The organism is Kitasatospora sp. NPDC018058 (genome assembly GCF_044327205.1).
Classification (GTDB): Bacteria; Actinomycetota; Actinomycetes; order Streptomycetales; family Streptomycetaceae; genus Kitasatospora.
The window spans coordinates 52,105-71,668 of sequence record NZ_JBIRFA010000024.1 but is presented as its reverse complement, the minus strand read 5'-3'; the positions used below and the strand labels follow the sequence as shown (position 1 = coordinate 71,668).

The 19,564-nt window shown below is 71.1% G+C and carries 22 protein-coding genes and 2 pseudogenes; 12 read left to right on the top strand and 12 right to left on the bottom strand.

Annotation, left to right across the window (positions count from 1 at the left end):
- Positions 1 to 99: 99 nt before the first annotated feature.
- The 3 genes from ACH4E7_RS29490 to ACH4E7_RS29480 are packed head-to-tail and all read right to left on the bottom strand — an operon-like array spanning position 100 to position 868.
- Positions 100 to 252, bottom strand: a complete 153-nt coding sequence (locus ACH4E7_RS29490; protein ID WP_396252099.1) for a hypothetical protein — start codon at positions 250 to 252, stop codon at positions 100 to 102.
- Positions 240 to 503, bottom strand: a complete 264-nt coding sequence (locus tag ACH4E7_RS29485; protein WP_396252098.1) for a hypothetical protein — start codon at positions 501 to 503, stop codon at positions 240 to 242. Before ACH4E7_RS29485 ends, ACH4E7_RS29490 begins: the two co-directional genes overlap by 13 nt.
- The gene (locus tag ACH4E7_RS29480) at positions 500 to 868 is read right to left on the bottom strand and encodes an ATP-binding protein (protein ID WP_396252097.1); all 369 of its coding nucleotides are present in this window, start codon (positions 866 to 868) and stop codon (positions 500 to 502) included. The genes ACH4E7_RS29485 and ACH4E7_RS29480 overlap by 4 nt, the downstream gene beginning before the upstream one ends.
- A 275-nt stretch (positions 869 to 1,143) precedes the next feature.
- Here ACH4E7_RS29480 and ACH4E7_RS29475 point away from each other — a divergent pair, with 275 nt between their 5' ends.
- The 3 genes and pseudogenes from ACH4E7_RS29475 to ACH4E7_RS29465 form a co-directional block, all read left to right on the top strand.
- On the top strand, positions 1,144 to 1,992 hold the full coding sequence (locus ACH4E7_RS29475) for a helix-turn-helix transcriptional regulator (RefSeq protein ID WP_396252096.1): 849 nt from the start codon (positions 1,144 to 1,146) through the stop codon (positions 1,990 to 1,992).
- Entirely contained in the window at positions 1,989 to 2,216 is a 228-nt protein-coding gene (locus ACH4E7_RS29470; RefSeq protein WP_396252095.1) for a DUF397 domain-containing protein, read from the top strand. Before ACH4E7_RS29475 ends, ACH4E7_RS29470 begins: the two co-directional genes overlap by 4 nt.
- 99 nt (positions 2,217 to 2,315) lie before the next feature.
- Positions 2,316 to 2,522: pseudogene (locus tag ACH4E7_RS29465) on the top strand (maleylpyruvate isomerase N-terminal domain-containing protein); the annotation flags it as partial.
- A 94-nt stretch (positions 2,523 to 2,616) separates the two neighbouring features.
- Here ACH4E7_RS29465 and ACH4E7_RS29460 read toward each other — a convergent pair.
- Positions 2,617 to 3,228, bottom strand: a complete 612-nt coding sequence (locus tag ACH4E7_RS29460) for a TetR family transcriptional regulator (RefSeq protein ID WP_396252094.1) — start codon at positions 3,226 to 3,228, stop codon at positions 2,617 to 2,619.
- Between the two features lie 121 nt (positions 3,229 to 3,349).
- Here ACH4E7_RS29460 and ACH4E7_RS29455 point away from each other — a divergent pair, with 121 nt between their 5' ends.
- Together ACH4E7_RS29455 and ACH4E7_RS29450 are read left to right on the top strand one after the other, a co-directional pair.
- Positions 3,350 to 3,607 (top strand): hypothetical protein, encoded by a 258-nt coding sequence (locus ACH4E7_RS29455; RefSeq protein ID WP_396252093.1) that lies wholly within the window; start codon positions 3,350 to 3,352, stop codon positions 3,605 to 3,607.
- A 16-nt stretch (positions 3,608 to 3,623) separates the two neighbouring features.
- Entirely contained in the window at positions 3,624 to 4,205 is a 582-nt protein-coding gene (locus ACH4E7_RS29450) for a hypothetical protein (protein WP_396252092.1), read from the top strand.
- Positions 4,206 to 4,215: 10 nt separating this feature from the next.
- On the opposite strand, the gene ACH4E7_RS29445 is transcribed toward ACH4E7_RS29450, so the two are convergent.
- Positions 4,216 to 4,866, bottom strand: a complete 651-nt coding sequence (locus tag ACH4E7_RS29445) for a DUF5753 domain-containing protein (RefSeq protein WP_396252091.1) — start codon at positions 4,864 to 4,866, stop codon at positions 4,216 to 4,218.
- 304 nt (positions 4,867 to 5,170) lie between these two features.
- Between ACH4E7_RS29445 and ACH4E7_RS29440 the strand changes: the two genes are divergently transcribed.
- From ACH4E7_RS29440 to ACH4E7_RS29425, 4 genes are all read left to right on the top strand, one after another.
- On the top strand, positions 5,171 to 5,842 hold the full coding sequence (locus ACH4E7_RS29440; protein ID WP_396252090.1) for a DUF6879 family protein: 672 nt from the start codon (positions 5,171 to 5,173) through the stop codon (positions 5,840 to 5,842).
- On the top strand, positions 5,839 to 6,681 hold the full coding sequence (locus ACH4E7_RS29435) for a helix-turn-helix domain-containing protein (RefSeq protein ID WP_396252089.1): 843 nt from the start codon (positions 5,839 to 5,841) through the stop codon (positions 6,679 to 6,681). Before ACH4E7_RS29440 ends, ACH4E7_RS29435 begins: the two co-directional genes overlap by 4 nt.
- Before the next feature lie 128 nt (positions 6,682 to 6,809).
- Positions 6,810 to 6,968 (top strand): hypothetical protein, encoded by a 159-nt coding sequence (locus ACH4E7_RS29430; RefSeq protein ID WP_396252088.1) that lies wholly within the window; start codon positions 6,810 to 6,812, stop codon positions 6,966 to 6,968.
- A 12-nt stretch (positions 6,969 to 6,980) separates the two neighbouring features.
- On the top strand, positions 6,981 to 8,144 hold the full coding sequence (locus ACH4E7_RS29425) for a methyltransferase domain-containing protein (protein ID WP_396252178.1): 1,164 nt from the start codon (positions 6,981 to 6,983) through the stop codon (positions 8,142 to 8,144).
- Positions 8,145 to 8,282: 138 nt separating this feature from the next.
- On the opposite strand, the pseudogene ACH4E7_RS29420 reads toward ACH4E7_RS29425, so the two are convergent.
- Positions 8,283 to 8,642: pseudogene (locus ACH4E7_RS29420) on the bottom strand (FtsX-like permease family protein); the annotation flags it as partial.
- Between the two features lie 5 nt (positions 8,643 to 8,647).
- Here ACH4E7_RS29420 and ACH4E7_RS29415 point away from each other — a divergent pair.
- Both ACH4E7_RS29415 and ACH4E7_RS29410 read left to right on the top strand, forming a co-directional pair.
- Positions 8,648 to 8,986, top strand: a complete 339-nt coding sequence (locus ACH4E7_RS29415; protein WP_396252087.1) for a hypothetical protein — start codon at positions 8,648 to 8,650, stop codon at positions 8,984 to 8,986.
- A gap of 189 nt (positions 8,987 to 9,175) precedes the next feature.
- The gene (locus ACH4E7_RS29410; RefSeq protein WP_355676674.1) at positions 9,176 to 9,784 is read left to right on the top strand and encodes a response regulator transcription factor; all 609 of its coding nucleotides are present in this window, start codon (positions 9,176 to 9,178) and stop codon (positions 9,782 to 9,784) included.
- A gap of 46 nt (positions 9,785 to 9,830) precedes the next feature.
- Here the strand turns inward: ACH4E7_RS29410 and ACH4E7_RS29405 are convergent, their stop codons facing one another.
- The 4 genes from ACH4E7_RS29405 to ACH4E7_RS29390 all read right to left on the bottom strand — a co-directional run bounded on the left by ACH4E7_RS29405 (position 9,831) and on the right by ACH4E7_RS29390 (position 15,234).
- Complete coding sequence (locus tag ACH4E7_RS29405) at positions 9,831 to 10,748, bottom strand: sensor histidine kinase (protein WP_396252086.1); 918 nt, start codon at positions 10,746 to 10,748, stop codon at positions 9,831 to 9,833.
- 319 nt (positions 10,749 to 11,067) lie between these two features.
- On the bottom strand, positions 11,068 to 12,696 hold the full coding sequence (locus ACH4E7_RS29400) for a SagB family peptide dehydrogenase (protein ID WP_396252085.1): 1,629 nt from the start codon (positions 12,694 to 12,696) through the stop codon (positions 11,068 to 11,070).
- Positions 12,697 to 12,757: 61 nt separating this feature from the next.
- On the bottom strand, positions 12,758 to 15,070 hold the full coding sequence (locus tag ACH4E7_RS29395) for a TOMM precursor leader peptide-binding protein (protein WP_396252084.1): 2,313 nt from the start codon (positions 15,068 to 15,070) through the stop codon (positions 12,758 to 12,760).
- Between the two features lie 11 nt (positions 15,071 to 15,081).
- Positions 15,082 to 15,234, bottom strand: coding sequence for a hypothetical protein (locus tag ACH4E7_RS29390; RefSeq protein WP_355676670.1), 153 nt, complete (start codon positions 15,232 to 15,234; stop codon positions 15,082 to 15,084).
- 358 nt (positions 15,235 to 15,592) lie between these two features.
- Between ACH4E7_RS29390 and ACH4E7_RS29385 the strand changes: the two genes are divergently transcribed.
- The gene (locus ACH4E7_RS29385) at positions 15,593 to 16,396 is read left to right on the top strand and encodes a BTAD domain-containing putative transcriptional regulator (RefSeq protein WP_396252083.1); all 804 of its coding nucleotides are present in this window, start codon (positions 15,593 to 15,595) and stop codon (positions 16,394 to 16,396) included.
- Between the two features lie 124 nt (positions 16,397 to 16,520).
- Here the strand turns inward: ACH4E7_RS29385 and ACH4E7_RS29380 are convergent, their stop codons facing one another.
- Entirely contained in the window at positions 16,521 to 18,065 is a 1,545-nt protein-coding gene (locus ACH4E7_RS29380) for an acyl-CoA carboxylase subunit beta (RefSeq protein ID WP_396252176.1), read from the bottom strand.
- 221 nt (positions 18,066 to 18,286) lie between these two features.
- Positions 18,287 to 19,480: a methionine adenosyltransferase gene (metK, locus tag ACH4E7_RS29375; protein WP_396252082.1), complete on the bottom strand. Its 1,194-nt coding sequence runs from the start codon at positions 19,478 to 19,480 to the stop codon at positions 18,287 to 18,289.
- Positions 19,481 to 19,564: the final 84 nt, after the last annotated feature.

The window sequence follows — 19,564 nt, the reverse complement described above, 5'->3', positions numbered from 1 at the left end:
TCACCGGCGCGAATGCGACGGAAGTCGGCGGGCCCGACTTCCTGTGCCACGCCTCGGCCGCCCGGCGGGTCCGGCCGGGCGGCTTGAGCGGGACGGGGACTACACCACCGGCTGGCGGTCGCCGTTCGGGGTGGCGGCGGTCGCGTCGTCCGGGCGGTGGGGCATCCGCAGGACGGCGACCGCGCCGAGACCGACGACGGCGATGGCGAGGAAGAGGAGAACGAGCAGGGCGAGACCGATCAGGAGTCGCACGAGCCGTCCTCGGTCACGGCGCGGTCGCGGAGAAGGGCGAGCAGGTTGAGGACGGTGCTCGCCGGGGCGTTGCCGAAGCGGACGAGGACACGGCCGTCGACGACGCTGTCGATGGTGGCGGAGGGCCAGAGGAGGCCGAACTTGCGGCCACGCTCGTGGAGTTCGGCGAGCAGGTAGGAGACCTCGGGTTCGGTGTAGGTGCGCATGAGCGGGTCGGCCGGCTCGATCGGGCGGCGGTCGTCGGCGCTCACGCGGCGGCGTCCAGCTCAAACCAGACCGATTTGCCGGCTTTGCGGGGGTCGGTGCCGAAGCGGTGGGTGAGCGAGCGCACGAGGTGCAGGCCCCGGCCGGAGACGGCGTAGGGGTCGGCGGCGTCCCGCTGGACCGGGAGGACGGGGCTCGCGTCACTGACGGAGACCCGAAGCACGCCGTCGAGGATGACGACGACCACGAGGGGCGCCGAGCTGCCGCCGTGCCGCCAGGCATTGACGAAGAGTTCGAGGAGCGCGACCTCGGCGTCGGCGACCAGGTCGGGCTTCCACCCGGCGCGCGACGTCGCTTCACGCAACTCCTCGCGCGCGGCCGACCAGTCAGGGGGGAGTTCGAGGGAGAACACGAAGAGACCTCCGCGAGGGCGAATTGGATCACTCATCGCCGCATGTCGACAGATGCACCTCAGACAACGGCGAGATCACAGGCCGTCGCATACTCAGCGCACACGACCCGCTACGCTCAGCATGGAGCCTATGTGGCACGCCGCGCAACTTGTTCGCGATTACTCGCATATATACAAATCGAACCTGAATTCGGCGGCCCAGGCTGCCAGTTGTTGGTAGCGCTGGCGCCCGTCACGCAGGCAGACTGGTCAACTGACAGCTCAGGAGGGGCAACATGGCAGTCTCGACCGTTCGCCGACGGAGGCTCGGCGGAATGCTGCGGAAGCTGCGTGAGGAGCGGAAGCTCACCGCAGAGGTGGTCGCAGAGGCCACCGGGATGAGCCAGCCCAAACTGACCCGGATCGAAACAGCTCACACCGCAGCCAAGATCGAGGACGTCAACAAGCTCCTCGACTTCTATGGCTGCGCCGACGAGGACTTCCGCGCGGGGCTGATCGCCATCACCAAGGACGGCAGCAAGCGAGGCTGGTGGCTGAGCTACCGCGATGTCCTCCACGCGACTGCCACGGACCTGATCCTGCTGGAGTCCGACGCCTCGACGCTGAGGACGTACGAACCGGCCTTCATCCCGGGCCTGTTCCAAACCCCCGAGTACGCCCGCGTCGTCATCGACCGACTTCGAACCGAATCCAACGGCACGGTCGAAGACATGGTTCAGGTCCGGATGGCACGGCAATCAATCCTCACCCGGCCGAACCCTGTTCAGGTCTGGGCCGTCATTCATGAGACGGCCCTGTGCGCGAACGCCAACCGCCCAGACATCATGTCCGCGCAGCTGGACAAACTGATCTCCCTGATCCGCCTCTCCAATGTCAACATCCAGGTCATGCCGACAGGAGCAGCGGTCCACCCAGGGATGGCCGGTGCCTTCGCCCTGCTCGGGTTTCCCCAACGCGCCGACCTGGACGTCGTCCTCACAGAAGGTCTGATCAGCAGCCTCTGGGTTGAGGACCCCGCCGACGTGGAGCTCTACCGAGCGAAGTTTCAGGAGATCACGGCCGAAGCCCTGCCAGTTGACTCATCGCTCGACTTCATCACCGCACAGAGGGACAAGATCAAGTGACGTACTACTACCCCGACGCTTCTGCTACCGGATTCGTCTTCAAGAAGTCGAGCTACAGCGGGGGGAACGACAACTGCGTTGAAATCGCCATCCCGAGCGAACGCGTCTCCTATGTCCGCGACTCGAAGGATCCGAAGGGGCCCGCTTTGGGCTTCGACCGTGCGGCGCACGAGGCCTTCATCCATGCCGTCGCCGCCGGGGAGTTCGACTTCGGGCTCCTCTAACTGACCGCTCCGAGGGCGCGCGGCAGGAGCCGCGCGCCCTCGGTATGAGCGGAGAAAATCGCTCGCCGACGATCGAAGCACGGCGATAGACAACCGGGCGTGGAAAAGACTCTGGAGCTCCCCGACCTGCTGCGCCTGATCGACGAGCGGTCGACCGCCTTCCGCGCCGCCATCGCCGCCGCCCCCAGCCTCGACGCGCAGGTGCCGGCCTGCCCCGAGTGGACGCTGTTCGACCTGGCTGAGCACCTGGGCGAGCGACGCCACCGCTGGGCCGCCATCGTCGCCGCCGGGCCGGCTGCCACTCCGGAGGCGTAGACCCTTCCGAAACGATCAGCGGTGCCTCGCCCAGCCCGGGCGGGGCACCGCTTCCATGCCCGTCCATCGCCATGCGCCGAGCCTGTCAGGTTACGGGCTTCGTCAGACGGCGGACCAGGGTGACGACCGCCTCCCGGTCCGTCGCGGGGTCCGTCGTGCCGGACAGGAGCAGGCGCACCATCTGCGGCAGCGTGAACCACGCGTTCACCAGGCCGATCACCGCGAACATCAGCCGCCCCGGATCCACCTCGTCGGCCAGCTCGCCGGCCTGCTGGGCGGCTGCTACGGCGGCGACCTTCTCGCCATAGTGCGCGGTGCGTTCGGGCCCGGCTGCCAACTCCCCGGCCGCCAACTCCCCGGATACCGTGCCGCGTTGCAAGCCCTCCCAGGCCAGCAGGCGGGAGAAGTGCGGGTTGGCCGAGTGGTAGTCGAAGACGCGCCCGGCATAGTCGCCGAGGTCCAGTCCCTGTTCAGAGCCGCCGAGCGGCACCGCTTCTGCCAGCTTGCCGAGTTCGGACGCCAGGACAGCGGAGAAGAGCTGCTCCTTGTTGCCGAAGTACTGGTAGATCCGCTCCTTGTTGACTCCCGCCCGGGTGGCCACCCGGGCGATCCGGGCACCGTCCGGGCCGGATTCGGCGAACTCCTCGACCGCGGCGTCGAGGAGGAGTTGCTGCGTGCGTGCGGTGTCCCAGGCCATGGCCCGACAATAGCGCGAATCTCCAACCAAAGGGTTGGACATCCGCACACGCGTCTGCCAGACTCCAACCGAAGGGTTGGAGATTTGGGCTCCAGCCGCTCGCCAAGGGGAGGAACACACCATGAACACCGACACCATCGCCGCGCCGGCACCCGCAGCTCCGTCCGTGCACCGCCGGGCACTGCTCACGTGGCTCGCCGTCTACCCGACCATCACTGCCGCCTTCGTCCTGCTCGGCCCCTACCTCGGACACCTGCCACTGGCGCTGCGGACCCTGGTGATGACCGGTCTCGTCGTCCCGGTCGTCGTCTATGCACTGATGCCCCTGCTGCTCAAGGCGGAGACGAAGCTCGCCCACCGCCACGGCCGCCGGAAGTAGAGGTCAGGAAGCAAGCGTGGACGAACTCGGACTCTCGACGACTCTCTCGGCGGCCGGCCTGACCCATCTCGGTCCGGCCGATCCGACCGCGCCCCTCGTTCCGCCCGGGGTGGCCGGCTTCATCAGCATGTGCGACGCCGAGGACCTGGTCTTCTTCGACGGGGTCGATCGCGAGGATCCCCAGCTGGCGGCGAAGCTGAACGAGATGTGGCAGCGCGCCACCGAGGCGATCGGGCTGGCGGCCGACGCGCCGCTCCTGCTGGCGGTGAAGCTGCCCCCGCAGGCCGAGACCCGCCAACAGTGGGGCTGGGTACGGGTTATGCGCACCGAGCGCTTCGACCCGGCCAGCGGCACCCCCGGGGTGCTCGGCCATGGGGCCGGCCACCCGTCCTTCGTGATGCTCACGGACGACGGCAAGGCGATCCTGCAGATGACCTACGGCGAGGTGTCCGGGGAGTGCAATGTGGCGCGTGATCCCGAGCGGATCCAGGTGTTGCGCGACCACGCCGCCCGGATGCTCGGCTGGGACCGGCGCCGGCTCGACCAGCACACCCGCAGCGCTGTCGAACGCTGGCTGGCCGCCCACCCGCTACCGTAGCGGGACCGTCTCAGGTCCAAGCCGCCCGGCAGGCCCTGGCGATGACCTGATGGGCCGCCGGACCGTAGACAGCGCTCTCCGCCAGCGCCTCCCATGCCCGGACGTGGAGCGCAACGTCCGCCGGATCGTCCAGCCACATCTCCGCGTGCCAGGACTCGGTGATGACCAACTCGCCGTCGTGGATAGAGAATCCGACCCCCGCAGGCACACTCAGATCGGCATCGAACGGCACGATCCCGAGTCGGACGTTCCCAGGTGCCAGCCGGGGAACAAGCGACTCCAACTGGTCGGCCATGAGGGCCGGAAGGCAGAGACGGGAGACAAAAGCGCCCTCCCACACCAGGAAGTGGAACGATCGCGACCGATCGTCGAGGACCTTCTGACGTTCCATCCGGGCCGTCACCGCAGCCTCGACATCGCTGATCGACGGATGGACCCGAGTGAATCGGGTGAGCACCGAGCGGGCGTAGTCAGCGGTCTGAAGCAGACCGGGAATCCGGGTCGGATCGAACGACTGGCGATGCGCGGTCTTCCTCCCCTGCGCGGCGTGCGCCTCCTGCACCGGCCGCACACCACCGGCGAGTTGGCGCCGCCACGATCGGTACTGCGTCTCCAGCGTCCGCCCGTTGCCTGCGTTCTCGGCCATGTCGTCGCGCGTCATGATTCAAGTGAACCCGATTCACAGGACGTGCGGGAGGACACATTTGGGGCAAGCTTTCGCCTGCGCCAAACTTGCTCGAATGAGCGTTCCCGTACATGGAGGCCCGTAAGAACCCGGGCTTGGGCTTCCATTCGCCGCAGGAGAATATTCGAGAATCGGCGCTCGCGTTGGGACGGTTCCACGGCATCCTGATTCCGCCTGACCGACTGTGAGGGGAGCGGCTGTGAGCCGACGACTGCGGTACATCGGAAGCAACTCGGGGCACAACGGGTGCCCGACGCTCTACGAGGACGTGGAGACCGGGATGGTGATCGTGCAGGGCGACGTCGTGACCGACCAAGAAGAAATCGCCCAACTCCGGAATGTCAAGCCCGGCGAAGGGGCGGTGGCTGTGCCGCGCGTGCTGCTGGCCGACTTCGCTCCGCGAGACGTGGACCGAGAGCCCGTGCTGATCAGCTTCGAAGAGTTCGACGACATGTTCAAGAGCCTTCAACACACGGCCTTCCGATTGGAGACCCGTCGCCAGTACCGCTCCGATGAGCTGACGAAGACGTACCGCCGGTTCGCCGCCGGGCTGGACCCCGAGTGGGAACTGGATGACGCCTGGTGCCGCTCGCGTCGCGAACAGTCCGCGCTGGGCAAGCGGTTCGAGCGCGTGCGGATCATGGACAACCCGCCCACTCTGGGGCAGCGATACCTGCTCGACAACGCCGAGCGGAACAGCAAGGTCGGCGAAGACATCCGGTACCTCTGGCGCGCCGACGCCGAGCGGCTGGGCCTTCCTGAGGAAGATGCCTGGCTGTTCGACTCGCGCGTCATCGCCCTGCTGCACTTCGACGCCGACGACGACCTGACCGGCGTGGAGCTGATCACCGACCCGGTACAGGTGGCCCGTGCCTGCCAGGTCCGGGACGCTGCCTGGCACTATGCCACCCCGCACCGTCAGTTCGGCGCTGAGGTACCGTCCGACGTGTGAGCACCGACTTCCAGCAAGCCAGAATCGCCCTCGGTCTGCGGCTCCGCGAGCTGCGCGCCGAGGGCGGTCTCACAGGTCGGCAACTGGCCGAGCGGCTGGGCTGGACCCAGTCCAAGGTCAGCAAGCTGGAGACCGGCCGCCAGACTGCCACCCACGACGACCTCAAAGCCTGGGCGGAAGGCGTCGGACAACCTCACGCGGCGCCCGAGCTGGCAGCCAGGCTTCGGGCCTTCGAATCCGGCACCCGATCATGGCGGCGACAGCTGGCCTCCGGACACAAGCCGGTCCAGGACACGCTGACCGCCGAGCACGACCGTTCAACTGTCATGCGGGCCTGGGAAGGCGCCATGATCGTCGGCATGCTACAGACGGCCGACTACGCCCGGCACATCTTCAGCACGTACGTCGGCCTCCACCAGTCGCCGCGAGATATCGAGGATGCCGTACGAGCCCGCATCCGGCGGCAGGAGAGCCTGTATCGGCCGGGCAAGCAGTACCACATCATCATGTGGGAATCCGCGCTTCGTGCCCTCGTGTGCCCACCGGCCGTGATGGCCGCGCAACTCGACCGGCTCAGCGGCGTGATCGGACTGGACACCGTCTCCCTCGGCATCGTTCCGTTCGAAGCTTCGCTCAAGTTGCCGCCCGCCAACGGATTCTGGATTCACGACGAACGACTCGTCATCGTCGAGGACTGGCACGCGGAGCTGTGGCTGGACCAGCCGGACAATGTGGCACTGTACCTGCGTGTATGGGAGACGCTGGCCGGCGCGGCCGTCTACGGAACGGATGCCCACAAGGTCATCACACGGTGCCGCAGGGCTCTCGGAACCGTCTGAAGAATCCCCGCGAACCCCACCTGCCGGGTGCCGGAATATCCGAGAATCACCCGCCCATCGGCGCTTTCCGTCCACCTACCGTTCTGGTCACCGGCGGCATTCGGCGCCGCCGATGAAAGGGGAATCGCATGCCCGTGTTCAGCGACGGCAAGCACGGCGGGGGCTCCGGCTCCGGCACCGGTGGCGGCCAGCAGGACGACAGCAACAGCGGCAACAAGCACGGCGGCGGCGGTAGCGACGAGGGCGGCAACACCTCGGACGGCAGCGGGCCGGCGACGGGCCGCTGACGCGTGAGCGAGATGCACGAAGCGGAGGCCGGTCGGACCCGGCTGGCCTCCGCGCTCATCGCGAACGGGTCCCTCACCTCGGACTGGCTGGCGGCCTACAACGCCGTCCCACGCCACTGGTTCGTCCCCGCACAGATCTGGCCCGGGCAGGGGGACGGCGTGCGGCAAGGCGAAGCGGTCAACCGGCATGCGGACCCCACTGCCTGGTGGAGCGCCGTCTACTCCGACGTCCCGCTCACCACCCAGTGGGACGACGGCGACCACACCGGCGACGGCCGAGGCACCATGCCCACGTCCTCCAACTCGATGCCCACCATGGTGTTCTCCATGCTCGCCGCCCTGGACGTCGAGCACGGCCACCGAGTACTGGAGATCGGCACCGGCACGGGCTGGAACGCCGCTCTGCTGTCCCACCGTCTCGGCGCGAGGAACGTCGTCACGGTCGAGGTGGACAAGGAGAGCGCAGCCGAAGCGCAGCTCCGGCTTGCCCGCGCCGGGCACTTGCCGACGCTCGTGGTCGGCAACGGAGCAAGCGGCTATCCCGACAGCCCGCCCTTCGACCGGGTGATCGCCACCTGCTCGGTACGCCAAGTGCCATACGCCTGGGTGAAGCAGTCCCGGCCCGGCGGGATCATCGTCGCCCCGTGGGGCCCGGAGTACGGCGGGGAAGCCGTGGTTCGGCTCACGGTCGGCGGCGACGGCACGGCGAGCGGCCGGTTCGTAGGGTCGTCCGCCTTCATGCGGCTGCGCCAACAGCGCACCGCCCGGCCCAGCAGCCTGGAGTTCCTGTCCGGTCCCTGGCCGGCGGACGGGGCGAAGTCGTCAACGACACTGTCGCCAGATGACGTTGGCAGCTGGCTGGCGATGTTCGCCATCGGGGTGCAGGTGCCGAACGCGTTCCCGCTGACCGAGCGGTACGCCGACGGCTCGTACACCCTGTGGCTGCACGACACGGCCATCACCTCCTGGGCCACCGCCGACTGGGAACCCGACCGTGCTGCCTACGAGGTCGTCCAGTCCGGCCCCCGCAGCCTCTGGGGCCAGGTGGAGGCCGCCTGGCGCTGGTGGGACGACCAGGACCGCCCCGGCTTCGACCGCTTCGGGCTCACCGTCACACCCGATGGCCAGACGGTGTGGCTGGACAGCCCGGACAACCCCGTGCCCCAACGGGAATGATCACGGCGGTGGGGGGGCCCCCCCCCCCCCGGCCCCCCCCCCCGCGGGGGGCCGCGGGGGGGGCCCCCCCCCCCCCCCCCCCCCCCCCCGCACCCCCCCCCCCCCCCCCCCCCCCCCCCCGCCCCCCCCCCGCCGCGTTCAGGAGCCGGCGATGGCGCCCAACACCCGCATCCGGGCCGCCTTCGCAGCCGGCACCACCGCCGCTGCCAGCCCTGCGACCGCTGCGCCGACCAGCACCGCGAGGATGGTGGTCCACGGGATGCTCAGCGCGGTGATGCCGTAGAGGGTCAGCACCTTCTGGCCCGCGACGCCCCAGGCCAGGCCCAACCCCAGCCCGAGCAGCGCGCCGTGGACGGCGATCAGCACCGACTCCAGGCGGACCATCCGGCCGACCTGTGCCCGCGACGTACCGATCGCGCGCAGCAGGCCGATCTCCCTCGTGCGCTCGATCACCGACAGGGCGGGGGTGTTGACCACGCCGAGCACCGCGATGACGATCCCCCGTGGAACGCTGGGCCGACGAAAGCGCCGCCGCGGCCGTCGGCGACCGCGGACAGGTCGCCCGCACCATCGGCAAGGCCGCCCTCGCCGCCCGCCGCACCCGGGCCCGCACCCGCGTCCCGGCCGCCGCCCTCGCCCTCCTCGGCCGCCTCCGCCCGAACACCCTCGGCCCGGTCCCCCGCCGGGTCACCGCCCTGCTCGCCCCCGCCCCCACCCCCCGCAGCTGGCCCCTCGCCGCGCTCACCGCGCTCGCCCTCACCACCGCCCTGTGCACCGCCGAGGCCGCCCACGACCTGGAGGGCCTGCTGGAGCTGGCCAAGCACGCCGCCGGCCACAGCTGAACAGCCGGCCGGCGCGGCCCCGGGCCACCACCGACCACATCCGGCCGCCATGCCCACGACCGTACGAATGCGCACCGCCGGACCCCCGCCCTCAGCGGGGCGTGTCGACCACCGTGGGGCCGCGGTTCCCCTACCATCGGAGGTCCGTCCGGGCGGCACGCCCGGTCGTGGCTCTGGGGGGATTACCGGGTGATACGGATTCTGCTGGCCGAGGACATGCACATGGTCCGCGGCGCGCTCGTGGCGTTGCTGGACCTGGAGGACGACCTCGAAGTGGTCGCGGAGACCGAGCGCGGCGATCTGGTGGTGCCGAAGGCGCTGGAGACCGGGCCGGATGTCGCGATCATCGACATCGACCTGCCGGGCATGGACGGCCTGACCGCCGCGAGCCTGCTGAAGACCAAGCTGCCGCAGTGCCGGACGCTGATCCTGACCAGCCTGGGCCGGCCCGGCACGCTGCGCCGGGCGCTGGAGGCGCAGGTGTCCGGCTTCCTGCTGAAGGACGCGCCGCCGAAGCAGCTCGCCGAGGCGGTGCGCGGGGTGGCCGCGGGTCAGCGGGTGATCGACCCCCAGTTGCTGCTGGACGCCTTCGACAGCGGGCAGAACCCGCTGACCCTGCGGGAGACCGAGGTGCTGCGGGCCGCCGCCGGCGGAGCCGAGGCGGCGGAGATCGCGGCGACCCTGCACCTGTCGGTCGGGACGGTACGGAACTACCTGACGACGATCGTGACGAAGCTCAACGCTCGCAACCGGATCGACGCGATCAGGCTGGCCGAGGAATCCGGCTGGCTGCTCTGAACCGACGGTTCTGCACCGTCGGTTCAGAACCGTCGGAACGGGAGGCTCAGGCCGGGACCTCGGCGACCAGGTGGAACCACCCCCGCCCGTCCGGCCCGGCGCTGAGCCGGCCGCCGACCTTGGCGAGCCGTACCTGCAGGTTGTCCAGTCCGCCGCCGTGCCGGTCGGCGTCCCCGAGCGCTGCCCGCTCGGGGACGCCGTCGTTGGAGAGGGTGAGCCTCAGTCGCCCGCCCTCCGCCTGGCCCTTGACCACGCAGGACTCCGCCTTGCTGTGCCGCAGCAGGTTGGTGACGCCCTCGCGCAGCACGGTGGCGAGCACGGTGTCGGCCTCCCCGGTGGGCCGGATGCCGCCCAGGTCGAACTGGGCCTCGATGTCGGCGGCCGAGAGCACCGAGCGGGCCGAGACCGCCTCGCTCTCCAGCGACATGTCCCGGTAGCCGCGGGCCACCGCCCGGACGTCGGCCAGCGCCTGCCGGGAGATCTCCAGCACCCCTCCGAGTTCGTCCAGCGCCCGCTCGGGGTTGGCGGTGACGAGTCGGCAGGTCAGCTCGCTCTTCAGGGTGATCGCCGAGAGGCTGTAGCCGAGCAGGTCGTGCAGGTCCCGGGCGAACCGTAGTCGTTCCCGGGTGACGGCCAGTCGGGCCAGTTCCTGTTGGGCCCGTCGCACCTCGATGACCAGCTGGGCGAGGCTGGTCAGGCCGAAGACGATCAGCCCGGTCAGCGCCGTCGCCACGGTGAGGTAGACCGCCTCGGCCACGCTGAGACCCAGCAGCGCGCCGCTGACCCCGGACAGCACCACCACCGACCCGAAGGCCGCGCCCGCCCGTTTGCCGCGCAGCAGGAGCAGCACCGAGGAGCCGAGGAAGCCCGCCATCCCGCCCCAGGCGAAGCCGAAGAACACCAGCGGCACGTACGTCAGCACCGCCTGCGCCAGCAGCGTCCAGTGCCCGAATCGCTCCCGCACCCTTTGCATCCTGGGCGCGCAATGCACGAACTGGAGCGCCGAGGCGGCGGTGAATGTCAAGCTAGCGGCGATGAATTGGCTTTCCGTCGGATGACTTGTTGTCATGTTCAGAAAGCCGACCAGCACGAAGCCGAGCTGAACGATCACCACAATGGCTAACGCCAGCCTCGGCGGAGGGGCATTGAAACCGGTCGGTCTGTTTTCCCCCGACGACTGCCCCCCCGCGTCGCCGGATCCGTCCGGCTCCTTCCGCACACGCACGGTTTCCCTCACCCGGCTGGACTCCCCCCACGCGACTTGGGGGGAGTATAGGGCGCGACTATCCCCGGGCCGACACCTCGTTCGCACACTCGTCCCAGCCGACGAAATCGGCCGGATCCGACCACCCCTCCCGAATCGGTCGACCGCCCTCCGGAAGCGTGCCCAGGACGAAGCCGCCGACCCTGGTCTCGGCCCGCCAGTCGACCCCCAGCGCCCGGTCGGCCAGCCCGATGTCGCCGCTGCGCAGCGCGCAGGTCGCCAGGCCCATGGCCGTCCCGACCAGGTACATGCTCTGGGTCACCACGCCGACGTGCTTGAGCGTCAGCGCGTACGCCAGGCCGCTGAACTTCCAGGACAGCCGGCGGTGCCGGGAGGTGATGGCGACCACCACGGCCGGCGGGGTGACCAGCCGGGCGCCCACCGCGGCCTCGGCGAACAGCTCGTCCAGCTCCTCCGGGCTCTCATTGACCGCGATCAGACAATGCTCGGACGGTGCGTAGTAGTAGATCCCGTCCGGCAGCCCCTCGCAGTCCCGCACGGCCGGATAGAACTCCAGCTCGTACGCCCCGTCCCCGCTGGGGTACGGCCGGTCGCTGACCGGTTCGCCGGACGGGTCGTCAGCGGGCGCCGGACGCAGCCCGCGCACCCGGACGGTGCGGTGCAGGAACTCCCCGAGCTGCTCGGCGGTGAACGGGGTCGCGCCGAACTCGCGGATCGAGCGACGGCCCTCGATCACCGTGGTGAGCACCGGGTCGGCGGCCAGCACCTGCTTGAGGTCGGGGCGGGCCAGCGGGTGGCGCCGGCCGTCCGGGAGCGGGCGCAGCGCGGGCTCGGGGGCGGTGCGGCCGCGCAGCGGGTAGGTCGCGCCGAACGGGCCGTCGTGCCGCCCGGTGGTGCTGCGGGTGTGGAAGAGCAGGTCCACCCCGGACCAGGCGGCGAGCACCGGGTCGAGGTCCTCGCCGAAGGTCGGGGCGGAGAGCCGGATCAACTCCACCGAGGCCTCCGGGTCGGGCCCGCCGTCCTCGGCGACCGAGAGCAGCCCGGCGCCCGACAGTTGGGCCAGCACCGCCAGCACCGCCGGCTCCGACAGGCCCGACTCCGGCACGATCTCGGCCGGGCGCACCGGGCGGCCGAGCATGCCGACCACCCGGGCGCTCTCCGGCCGGTGCAGCTCCACCCGGTGCAGGGCGGTGGGCGCCTCCAGCACGAAGCCGGAGCCCTCGGTCCGCAGGAAGGCGAAGCGGGACAGCCGCACCGGCCGGGCCGGATCGACCCGCCCGGGCTGGAACCGGGCCTCCCTGGCCATCGGGACCACGGACAGCAGCGGCTGGGCGGCGTCCTCCAGGCCGAGCGAGCGCACCACCAGGTGCTGGAGCCGGTGCAGCACCCGCAGCACCTCGGTCTGCCCGGCCTGGTCCACGACCGGCTCACCGTCGCCGGAGGCGGGGATCGCCCCGGCGAAGACGTTCTCCAGCATGATCGGCCCCAGGCTCATCCGCCGCAGGGTCTCCCCCACCAGCGGATGCGGACGGTCCAGCCGGAAGTCGCCCCAACGGGCTCTCAGCAGCAGCGAACCGTCCGGCTCCACCGGCTCGACCAGGACGTCCTCGCGCAGGGACCACAGGGCGCGGGGGCGGGCTCCGCCGGCGGCACGGGCCGCGGCGAGGATTCCGTCGCTGGTCGGCATGGGGGTACTCCTCGGTGCTGGGGGCGGGCGGGGGCTCCGCCGGACGGTCCGACCGGATCGGTCAGACGAACAGGGGGATCGGATTGAGGTCCTCGTAGCGGGTGGGCCGGTCCAGCCGCCCGAGGGCGACGGGGACGTCGAACAGGCGGCCCGGGGCGAACCGGGCCCACATCTGGCGCAGGCCGGGGACGACGACCTTGACCACCGGCAGGCCGATGTCGGGTCGGGTCTGGTCGAGCACCAGCAGGTCGAGGCCGTGGGCGCGGACGGTCTCCACACAGGCGGCGACCTCCTCGCCGAGGTCGCGGCGCGGGCCGGCCGGGAAGTCCGCCGGGCCGCGCGCCGCCCGGGCCGGATCGGGCAGCAGGTAGGGCTGGTTGCGTACGGTCGCCGCGCGCCACCAGGAGAGCAGCTCGGGGTCGTCCAGGTCGTAGCCGGTGCCGTCGGGGGCCGCGCCGAGGGCGGCCGGCAGCAGCTGGCCCATCTCGGTCAGGGCCCGCCGCAGGGCGATCCGGGCGTCGAAGTGCGCGCCGAAGCCGAACATGATGTCCTCGGCGGGCTTGTCGGTGCGGCGGGAGAGCACGGCGAAGACCGGGATGCCCAGGTCCGAGGTGAGGTCCAGGGCCCACACCTCGCGGTTGAGGCCGGCGTAGAGCTCCATCGCGTCCCGGCACCAGGGATCGTCGAACCCCTCCATCCGGACGGCCGGTTGACGGGTGCGGTTGTACCACCAGAGCGCGACCGCGTCCCGCTCGACGAGTTCGAGGAAGCCGTGCACGATGGCGTCCTCCAGGCTGCTGCCGGCCGCGTTGCCGTTGGAGTCGGCGCGCAGCGTGCGACTGCCGGCGGGCGGCACCACCGGGCCGACCGAGCAGCTGTAGTAGAGCATCCCGGTGGGCAGCAGGCGCCGGCGGCCGTCGGCCAGCGACCAGACCGGGGTCCAGTCCACCGGCGCGGTCTCGTCGAAGGGGGCCGGCACCTGCTGGTAGACGGAGTGCCGCTCGTTCCACGCCTCCCGGTCCGTGTACTGGCGCGGGTCGAAGAGCTGGCAGTCGTCCGGATGGACCGCCTCCGCCGCCAACTCCCGGTAGCTGCCCCGGATTTTGGTCTCATCACCGTGCAGCGCGCCGGAGTGCCGCTCCAGCGCCTCGCACAGCGCGCTGACCTTCGCCTCCAGCGGGGTCGCGCCCTTGCCGCCGCTCATCTGCCGCAGCCCGGCGCGCAGTTGGGCGAGGTCGCCGGAGCCGGCCACCGGATTGCGGCCGGAGACGTAGCAGTTGATCCGGACCGGGGCGCGCGGATCGCGGCGGATCTCCGCGATCACCCCGGTCACCGGGCTCACCAGGTGGCCGTAGCGCTCGTACACCCGCTCCGGCGTCTCGGCGCGGTGGCAGTCGGCGCCGGCCGCCTTCGGGCGGGCCACCGGGACGACCGGGCGGGCCAGTTGGGCCGCCATCAGGCCCGGGTCGCCGCACTCGGGGCACTGCGGGCGGCGGCGCACCTGGTGGCCGTTGACGGCCAGGCCGAGGCTGTCCAGCACCCGGATCTCCCGCTGGCCCGCGTGCCGGTAGCCGGCCAGCCACTTGGCGGCCTCCAGGGCGGCGAGCTGCGCGCCGAGCGCCCGGACGGCCGGCACCGAGGTGTCCGGCCGGGCCACCGGGCCGACCAGGCCCAGCGCCCGCTGCACCGGCACCTCGGAGCGCCGGTGGGCGCGCAGCCGGTGCGCCAGGCAGGTCCAGCAGGGGCCGTCGGCCTCGCCGAAGACCGGGCCCACCCAGGGGCTGGAACCACCCGGCTTGACCGCCAGCCAGGCCCGCCCGGCGGCCCGGTGGGCGGCGTCGATCTCCCGCAGGGCCGGGTCGAGGTAGTCGCCGCAGACCACGACCGACAGCGCCCCGGCGCCCGCGGTGGCGGCGACCGGCAGGCCGTTGTTCCGGCAGGCCTGCTCGACCTCCCCGGCGTCGGCACCGCCGACCGCGAGCACCGCGGCGCCCGCACCGACCCGCCCGAGCGCGGCGGCGCCGTCCAGGCCCGCCAGCTCCCAGTACGCCCGGGCCGAGCGGTGCGCCGGTTCGACGGCGGTCTCACCGTGGTAGCCGATCAGCCCGGCCCGGGCGAGCCGGGCGATCAGCTGCCGGGCCCGCCCGTCGGCGAGCCAGGGCGCGGCGTCCCGCAGCACGCCGGCGAGGTCGCGGGTGCCGTCGAGCAGCGGCACCAGCCGTTCGACGCCCTCCCCTTGCAGGGCGGTCACACCCTGGTCGGAGACCAGGTAGGCCGCGTCGCCGGGCACCACTTCGGTGCGCAGATGGCTGCGGAAGCCGATCAGGCGGGTGTCGGCGGCGGATGCGGCGGTCGAGGCGGCTCTGCGGGTCACCGGAAGACCCCCTACAGGCTGTCGGTCGAGAAGCAGACGCAGAGGTCGACCCGCCCGGCGGCGGCGTGGTCGAGGTCCACGATCGTCAGGTCCAGGTCCTGGTCCCCGGTCGCGGACATCAGGTCGGCCAGGTCCAGCGAGTCGACAAGAGCAGTTCCGAACACGTTTTCCCCCAGGTGTCGTGAATGGCCGTCAGATCTCGTGGCTCCGCTGCGGGGCGTCCCGGAGCGGCACGAGGATTCTGGGCTCACGACCGGAGCCGGGGACAGTGCCGCGCTCATCTCTCGCTCGTGAAATCCTCATGCCTCGGGCCGTTCTTGAGTCATCCTCGATCGGTGAGGCCGGCACTGGGTTCCGGACCGCCCCGGATGCCAAGGTGAAGACGCTGCGAGGCGCATCCCCGCTCCTGGGGTCCACGAGGCCCGAAGGCCTTCGTGAGCAGCGAGTTCGCGACCCACCTCGGTCGCGGCACCAGCGCCTTCGCAACGCAGCACGGAGCACGGAGCACGAAGGGAGACTCCGGTGGAGATCGGCATCCTGGGCCCACTGACCGCCAGGCTCGGACGGACGTCGGTGGTGCCGAGCGCGGGGAAGCCTAGACAGGTTCTCGCCCTGCTCGCCCTCCGATCCGGCACCAAAGTGCCGGTGGAGACGCTCTTCCACGAGTTGTGGTCGTACGACCCGCCGCGCAGCGCGGCCACCACCCTGCAGACCTACATCCTGCAGTTGCGCCGCATGCTGGCCAAGGGCCTCGCGCCGGACGGCGCCTGCCCCAAGTCGCTGTTGCGCACCCAGTACAACGGCTATCTGCTCGACATCCCGATGGAGCAGACGGACGCGGCCCGGTTCGACCGGCTGCGGGAGGCCGGCCAGTCGGCACTGCGGGCCGGCGACTGCGCGACCGCGGCGATCCAGCTGCGCGCCGCGCTCGACCTGTGGCGCGGGCCGGCCATGGCCGACCTGCAGCTCGGCGAGATCCTCTCGATCGAGGCCATCCAACTGGAGGAGAACCGGCTGAGCACCGTCGACGACCGGATCAGCGCCGACCTGGGCCTGGGCCGGCACGCCAGCCTGATCGGCGAGTTGGCCTCGCTGACGGCCCGCTATCCGATGCACCAGAACCTGCACGCGCACTACATGCTGGCGCTCTACCGCTGCGGGCGGGCCTCCAACGCGCTGGACGTCTACCGGCGGCTGCACGGCACGCTGGTCGAGTCGATCGGGCTGGAGCCCTCTCCCAAGCTGCAGCGGCTGCACCACGCGATGCTCAACGCCGATCCCCAACTGGACGTCGTCGAGCGCAAGCCGGACCTCGCCCGGGCGTAGGCGAGGCGGACACGGCGACGACCGCTGCCGAGGGGGCTCCGGCAGCGGTCGTCCGTCTTGAGGAGCCGGTAAGGGCCCGTCTCTTGGGTTGTGTCGGATCAGGCAAGGACCCGGGAGACAGGCCCTAGACCGGCTGGTTGCCGTGCTTGCGGCGGGGCAGCTCCGCGTGCTTGGAGCGGAGCACCGCCAGCGAGCGGATCAGTATCCGGCGGGTCTCGGCCGGGTCGATGACGTCGTCCACCAGGCCGCGTTCGGCCGCGTAGTACGGGTGCATCAACTCCTCGCGGTACTCCTGGATCAGCAGGTCGCGGGTGGTCACCGGGTCGGTGGAGCCGGCGATCTCCCGGCGGAAGATCACGCTCACCGCGCCCTCCGCGCCCATCACCGCGATCTCGTTGGTGGGCCAGGCGAAGGACAGGTCGGCGCCCACCGAGCGGGAGTCCATCACGATGTACGCGCCGCCGTAGGCCTTGCGCAGGATCAGCTGGATCCGCGGCACGGTGGCGTTGCAGTACGCGTACAGCAGCTTGGCGCCGTGCCGGATGATGCCGCCGTGCTCCTGGTCCACGCCGGGCAGGAAGCCCGGCACGTCGAGCATGGTCACCAGCGGGATGTTGAAGGCGTCGCAGAGCTGGACGAAGCGCGCGGCCTTCTCCGAGGAGTGGATGTCCAGCACCCCGGCCAGCGACTGCGGCTGGTTGGCGACGATGCCGACCACCGAGCCGTTCAGCCGGGTCAGCGCGCAGATCACGCTGTTCGCCCAGCGCTCCTGGAGCTCCAGGTACTCGCCGTCGTCGGCGATCGCCGCGATCACCCGGCGCATGTCGTACGGCTGGTTGCCGTTGACCGGCACCAGGTCGAGCAGCTCCTCGCAGCGGCGGTCGGCAGGGTCGCCGGAGAGCTCGACCGGCGGCATCTCCATGTTGTTCTGCGGCAGCAGCGAGAGCAGGTAGCGGACCTCCTCCAGACAGGTCTGCTCGTCGTCGTAGGCGAAGTGCGCCACCCCGGAGACCTCGGCGTGCACGTCGGCGCCGCCCAGGCCGTTCTGGCTCACCTTCTCGCCGGTCACCGCCTGGACCACGTCCGGGCCGGTGATGAACATCTGCGAGGTCTCGCGGACCATGAACACGAAGTCGGTCAGCGCCGGCGAGTACGCGGCGCCGCCGGCGCACGGGCCGAGCATCACCGAGATCTGCGGGATCACCCCCGAGGCCTTGGTGTTGCGCTGGAAGATGCCGCCGTAGCCGGCCAGGGCGGTGACGCCCTCCTGGATGCGGGCGCCGGCGCCGTCGTTCAGCGACACCAGCGGCGCACCGGCGGCCAGGGCCATGTCCATGATCTTGTGGATCTTCTGCGCGTGGGCCTCGCCCAGCGCGCCGCCGAAGATCCGGAAGTCGTGCGCGTAGACGAAGACCGTCCGGCCGTGCACCTCGCCCCAGCCGACCACCACGCCGTCGGTGTACGGCTTGCGGTCCTCCAGCCCGAGGCCCTGGGCGCGGTGGCGGCGCAGCGGCTCCAGTTCGACGAAGGTGCCGTCGTCGAACAGTACGTCCAGCCGTTCCCGGACGGTCAACTTGCCCCGGGCGTGCTGGCGTTCGGTGGCGTCCGCGCTCGGCCCGTCGTAGGCCTCCCGGTGCTTGGCGGCCAACTGCTCGACGGCGGAGCTCATCTGCGGCCCGACCGCCGCGGTCCGGGGGTGCACCGGGGCCCGGACCGCGGCGGGCGGCGGGGTCGGGCTGCCGACGACGGTGCCGAGACGATCGGCGAGTCCGCTCTGAAGGATGGTCAACGTACTTCCCCTCTCGTACTTCGGCTCTCGTGCTTCGGCTCTCGTGCTTCGGCCCGACATCGGCCCTCGTCGGTGGATCAGTCGGTGGATCAGTCGGTGGATCAGAGGCCGGCGGCCGTGCGCAGCTCCGCCGCGCGGTCGGTGCGCTCCCAGGTCAGCTCCTCCGACTCGCGGCCGAAGTGGCCGTAGGCGGCGGTCTGGGCGTAGATGGGCCGCAGCAGGTCCAGGTCGCGGATGATCGCGGCGGGGCGCAGGTCGAAGACCTTGGTGACGGCCTCCTGGATGGCCAGCACCGGGACGGTCTCGGTGCCGAAGGTCTCGACGAACAGGCCGACCGGCTCGGCCTTGCCGATCGCGTACGCGACCTGCACCTCGGCGCGGCGCGCCAGGCCGGCCGCGACGATGTTCTTGGCGACCCAGCGCATCGCGTACGCGGCCGAACGGTCCACCTTGGACGGGTCCTTGCCGGAGAAGGCGCCGCCGCCGTGGCGGGCCATGCCGCCGTAGGTGTCCACGATGATCTTGCGGCCGGTCAGGCCGGCGTCACCCATCGGGCCGCCGACCTCGAAGCGGCCGGTCGGGTTGACCAGCAGCCGGTAGTCGCTGGTGTCGATGGCGAGCGAGGCGAGCTCGGGCTCGACCACGTACTCGCGGATGTCGGGGGCGAGCAGGCCCTCCAGGCTGATGTCGGCGGCGTGCTGCGAGGAGACCACCACGGTGTCCAGGCGCACCGCGCGGTCGCCGTCGTACTCGATGGTGACCTGGGTCTTGCCGTCGGGGCGCAGGTAGGGGATGGTCCCGTTCTTGCGGACCTCGGACAGGCGCTTGGACAGCCGGTGCGCCAGGGCGATCGGCAGCGGCATCAGCTCGGGGGTGTCGTCGCAGGCGTAGCCGAACATCAGGCCCTGGTCGCCGGCGCCCTGCTTGTCGAGCTCGTCCTCGGCGCCCTCGACCCGGGACTCGTAGGCGGCGTCGACGCCCTGGGCGATGTCCGGGGACTGCGAGCCGATGGAGACGGAGACGCCGCAGGAGGCACCGTCGAAGCCCTTCTGCGAGCTGTCGTAGCCGATCTCCAGGACGGTGCGCCGGACGATCGCGGCGATGTCGGCGTAGCCGGAGGTCGCGACCTCACCGGCGATGTGCACCTGGCCGGTGGTGATCAGCGTCTCGACCGCGACCCGGGAGGTCGGGTCCTGGCCGAGCAGCGCGTCCAGGATGGCGTCGCTGATCTGGTCGGCGATCTTGTCGGGGTGGCCTTCGGTCACGGACTCGGAGGTGAACAGGCGGCGGGCCATGGGTGCTCCGTAAGTGGTTGGCGACTGGGACGGACAAGCGGACGGGCGGGGAAACGGCGGCCGGTCCCCGCCGGTGGGGCGGCG

Coding starts and splice junctions, on each gene's coding strand:
- ACH4E7_RS29380 (WP_396252176.1), bottom strand. CDS start 18,065: ATGAGCTCCGCCGTCGAGCAGTTGGCCGCCAAGCACCGGGAGGCCTAC.
- ACH4E7_RS29425 (WP_396252178.1), top strand. CDS start 6,981: ATGCACGAAGCGGAGGCCGGTCGGACCCGGCTGGCCTCCGCGCTCATC.
- ACH4E7_RS29400 (WP_396252085.1), bottom strand. CDS start 12,696: ATGCCGACCAGCGACGGAATCCTCGCCGCGGCCCGTGCCGCCGGCGGA.
- ACH4E7_RS29460 (WP_396252094.1), bottom strand. CDS start 3,228: ATGGCCTGGGACACCGCACGCACGCAGCAACTCCTCCTCGACGCCGCG.
- metK (WP_396252082.1), bottom strand. CDS start 19,480: ATGGCCCGCCGCCTGTTCACCTCCGAGTCCGTGACCGAAGGCCACCCC.
- ACH4E7_RS29475 (WP_396252096.1), top strand. CDS start 1,144: ATGGCAGTCTCGACCGTTCGCCGACGGAGGCTCGGCGGAATGCTGCGG.
- ACH4E7_RS29430 (WP_396252088.1), top strand. CDS start 6,810: ATGCCCGTGTTCAGCGACGGCAAGCACGGCGGGGGCTCCGGCTCCGGC.
- ACH4E7_RS29445 (WP_396252091.1), bottom strand. CDS start 4,866: ATGACGCGCGACGACATGGCCGAGAACGCAGGCAACGGGCGGACGCTG.
- ACH4E7_RS29455 (WP_396252093.1), top strand. CDS start 3,350: ATGAACACCGACACCATCGCCGCGCCGGCACCCGCAGCTCCGTCCGTG.
- ACH4E7_RS29440 (WP_396252090.1), top strand. CDS start 5,171: ATGGTGATCGTGCAGGGCGACGTCGTGACCGACCAAGAAGAAATCGCC.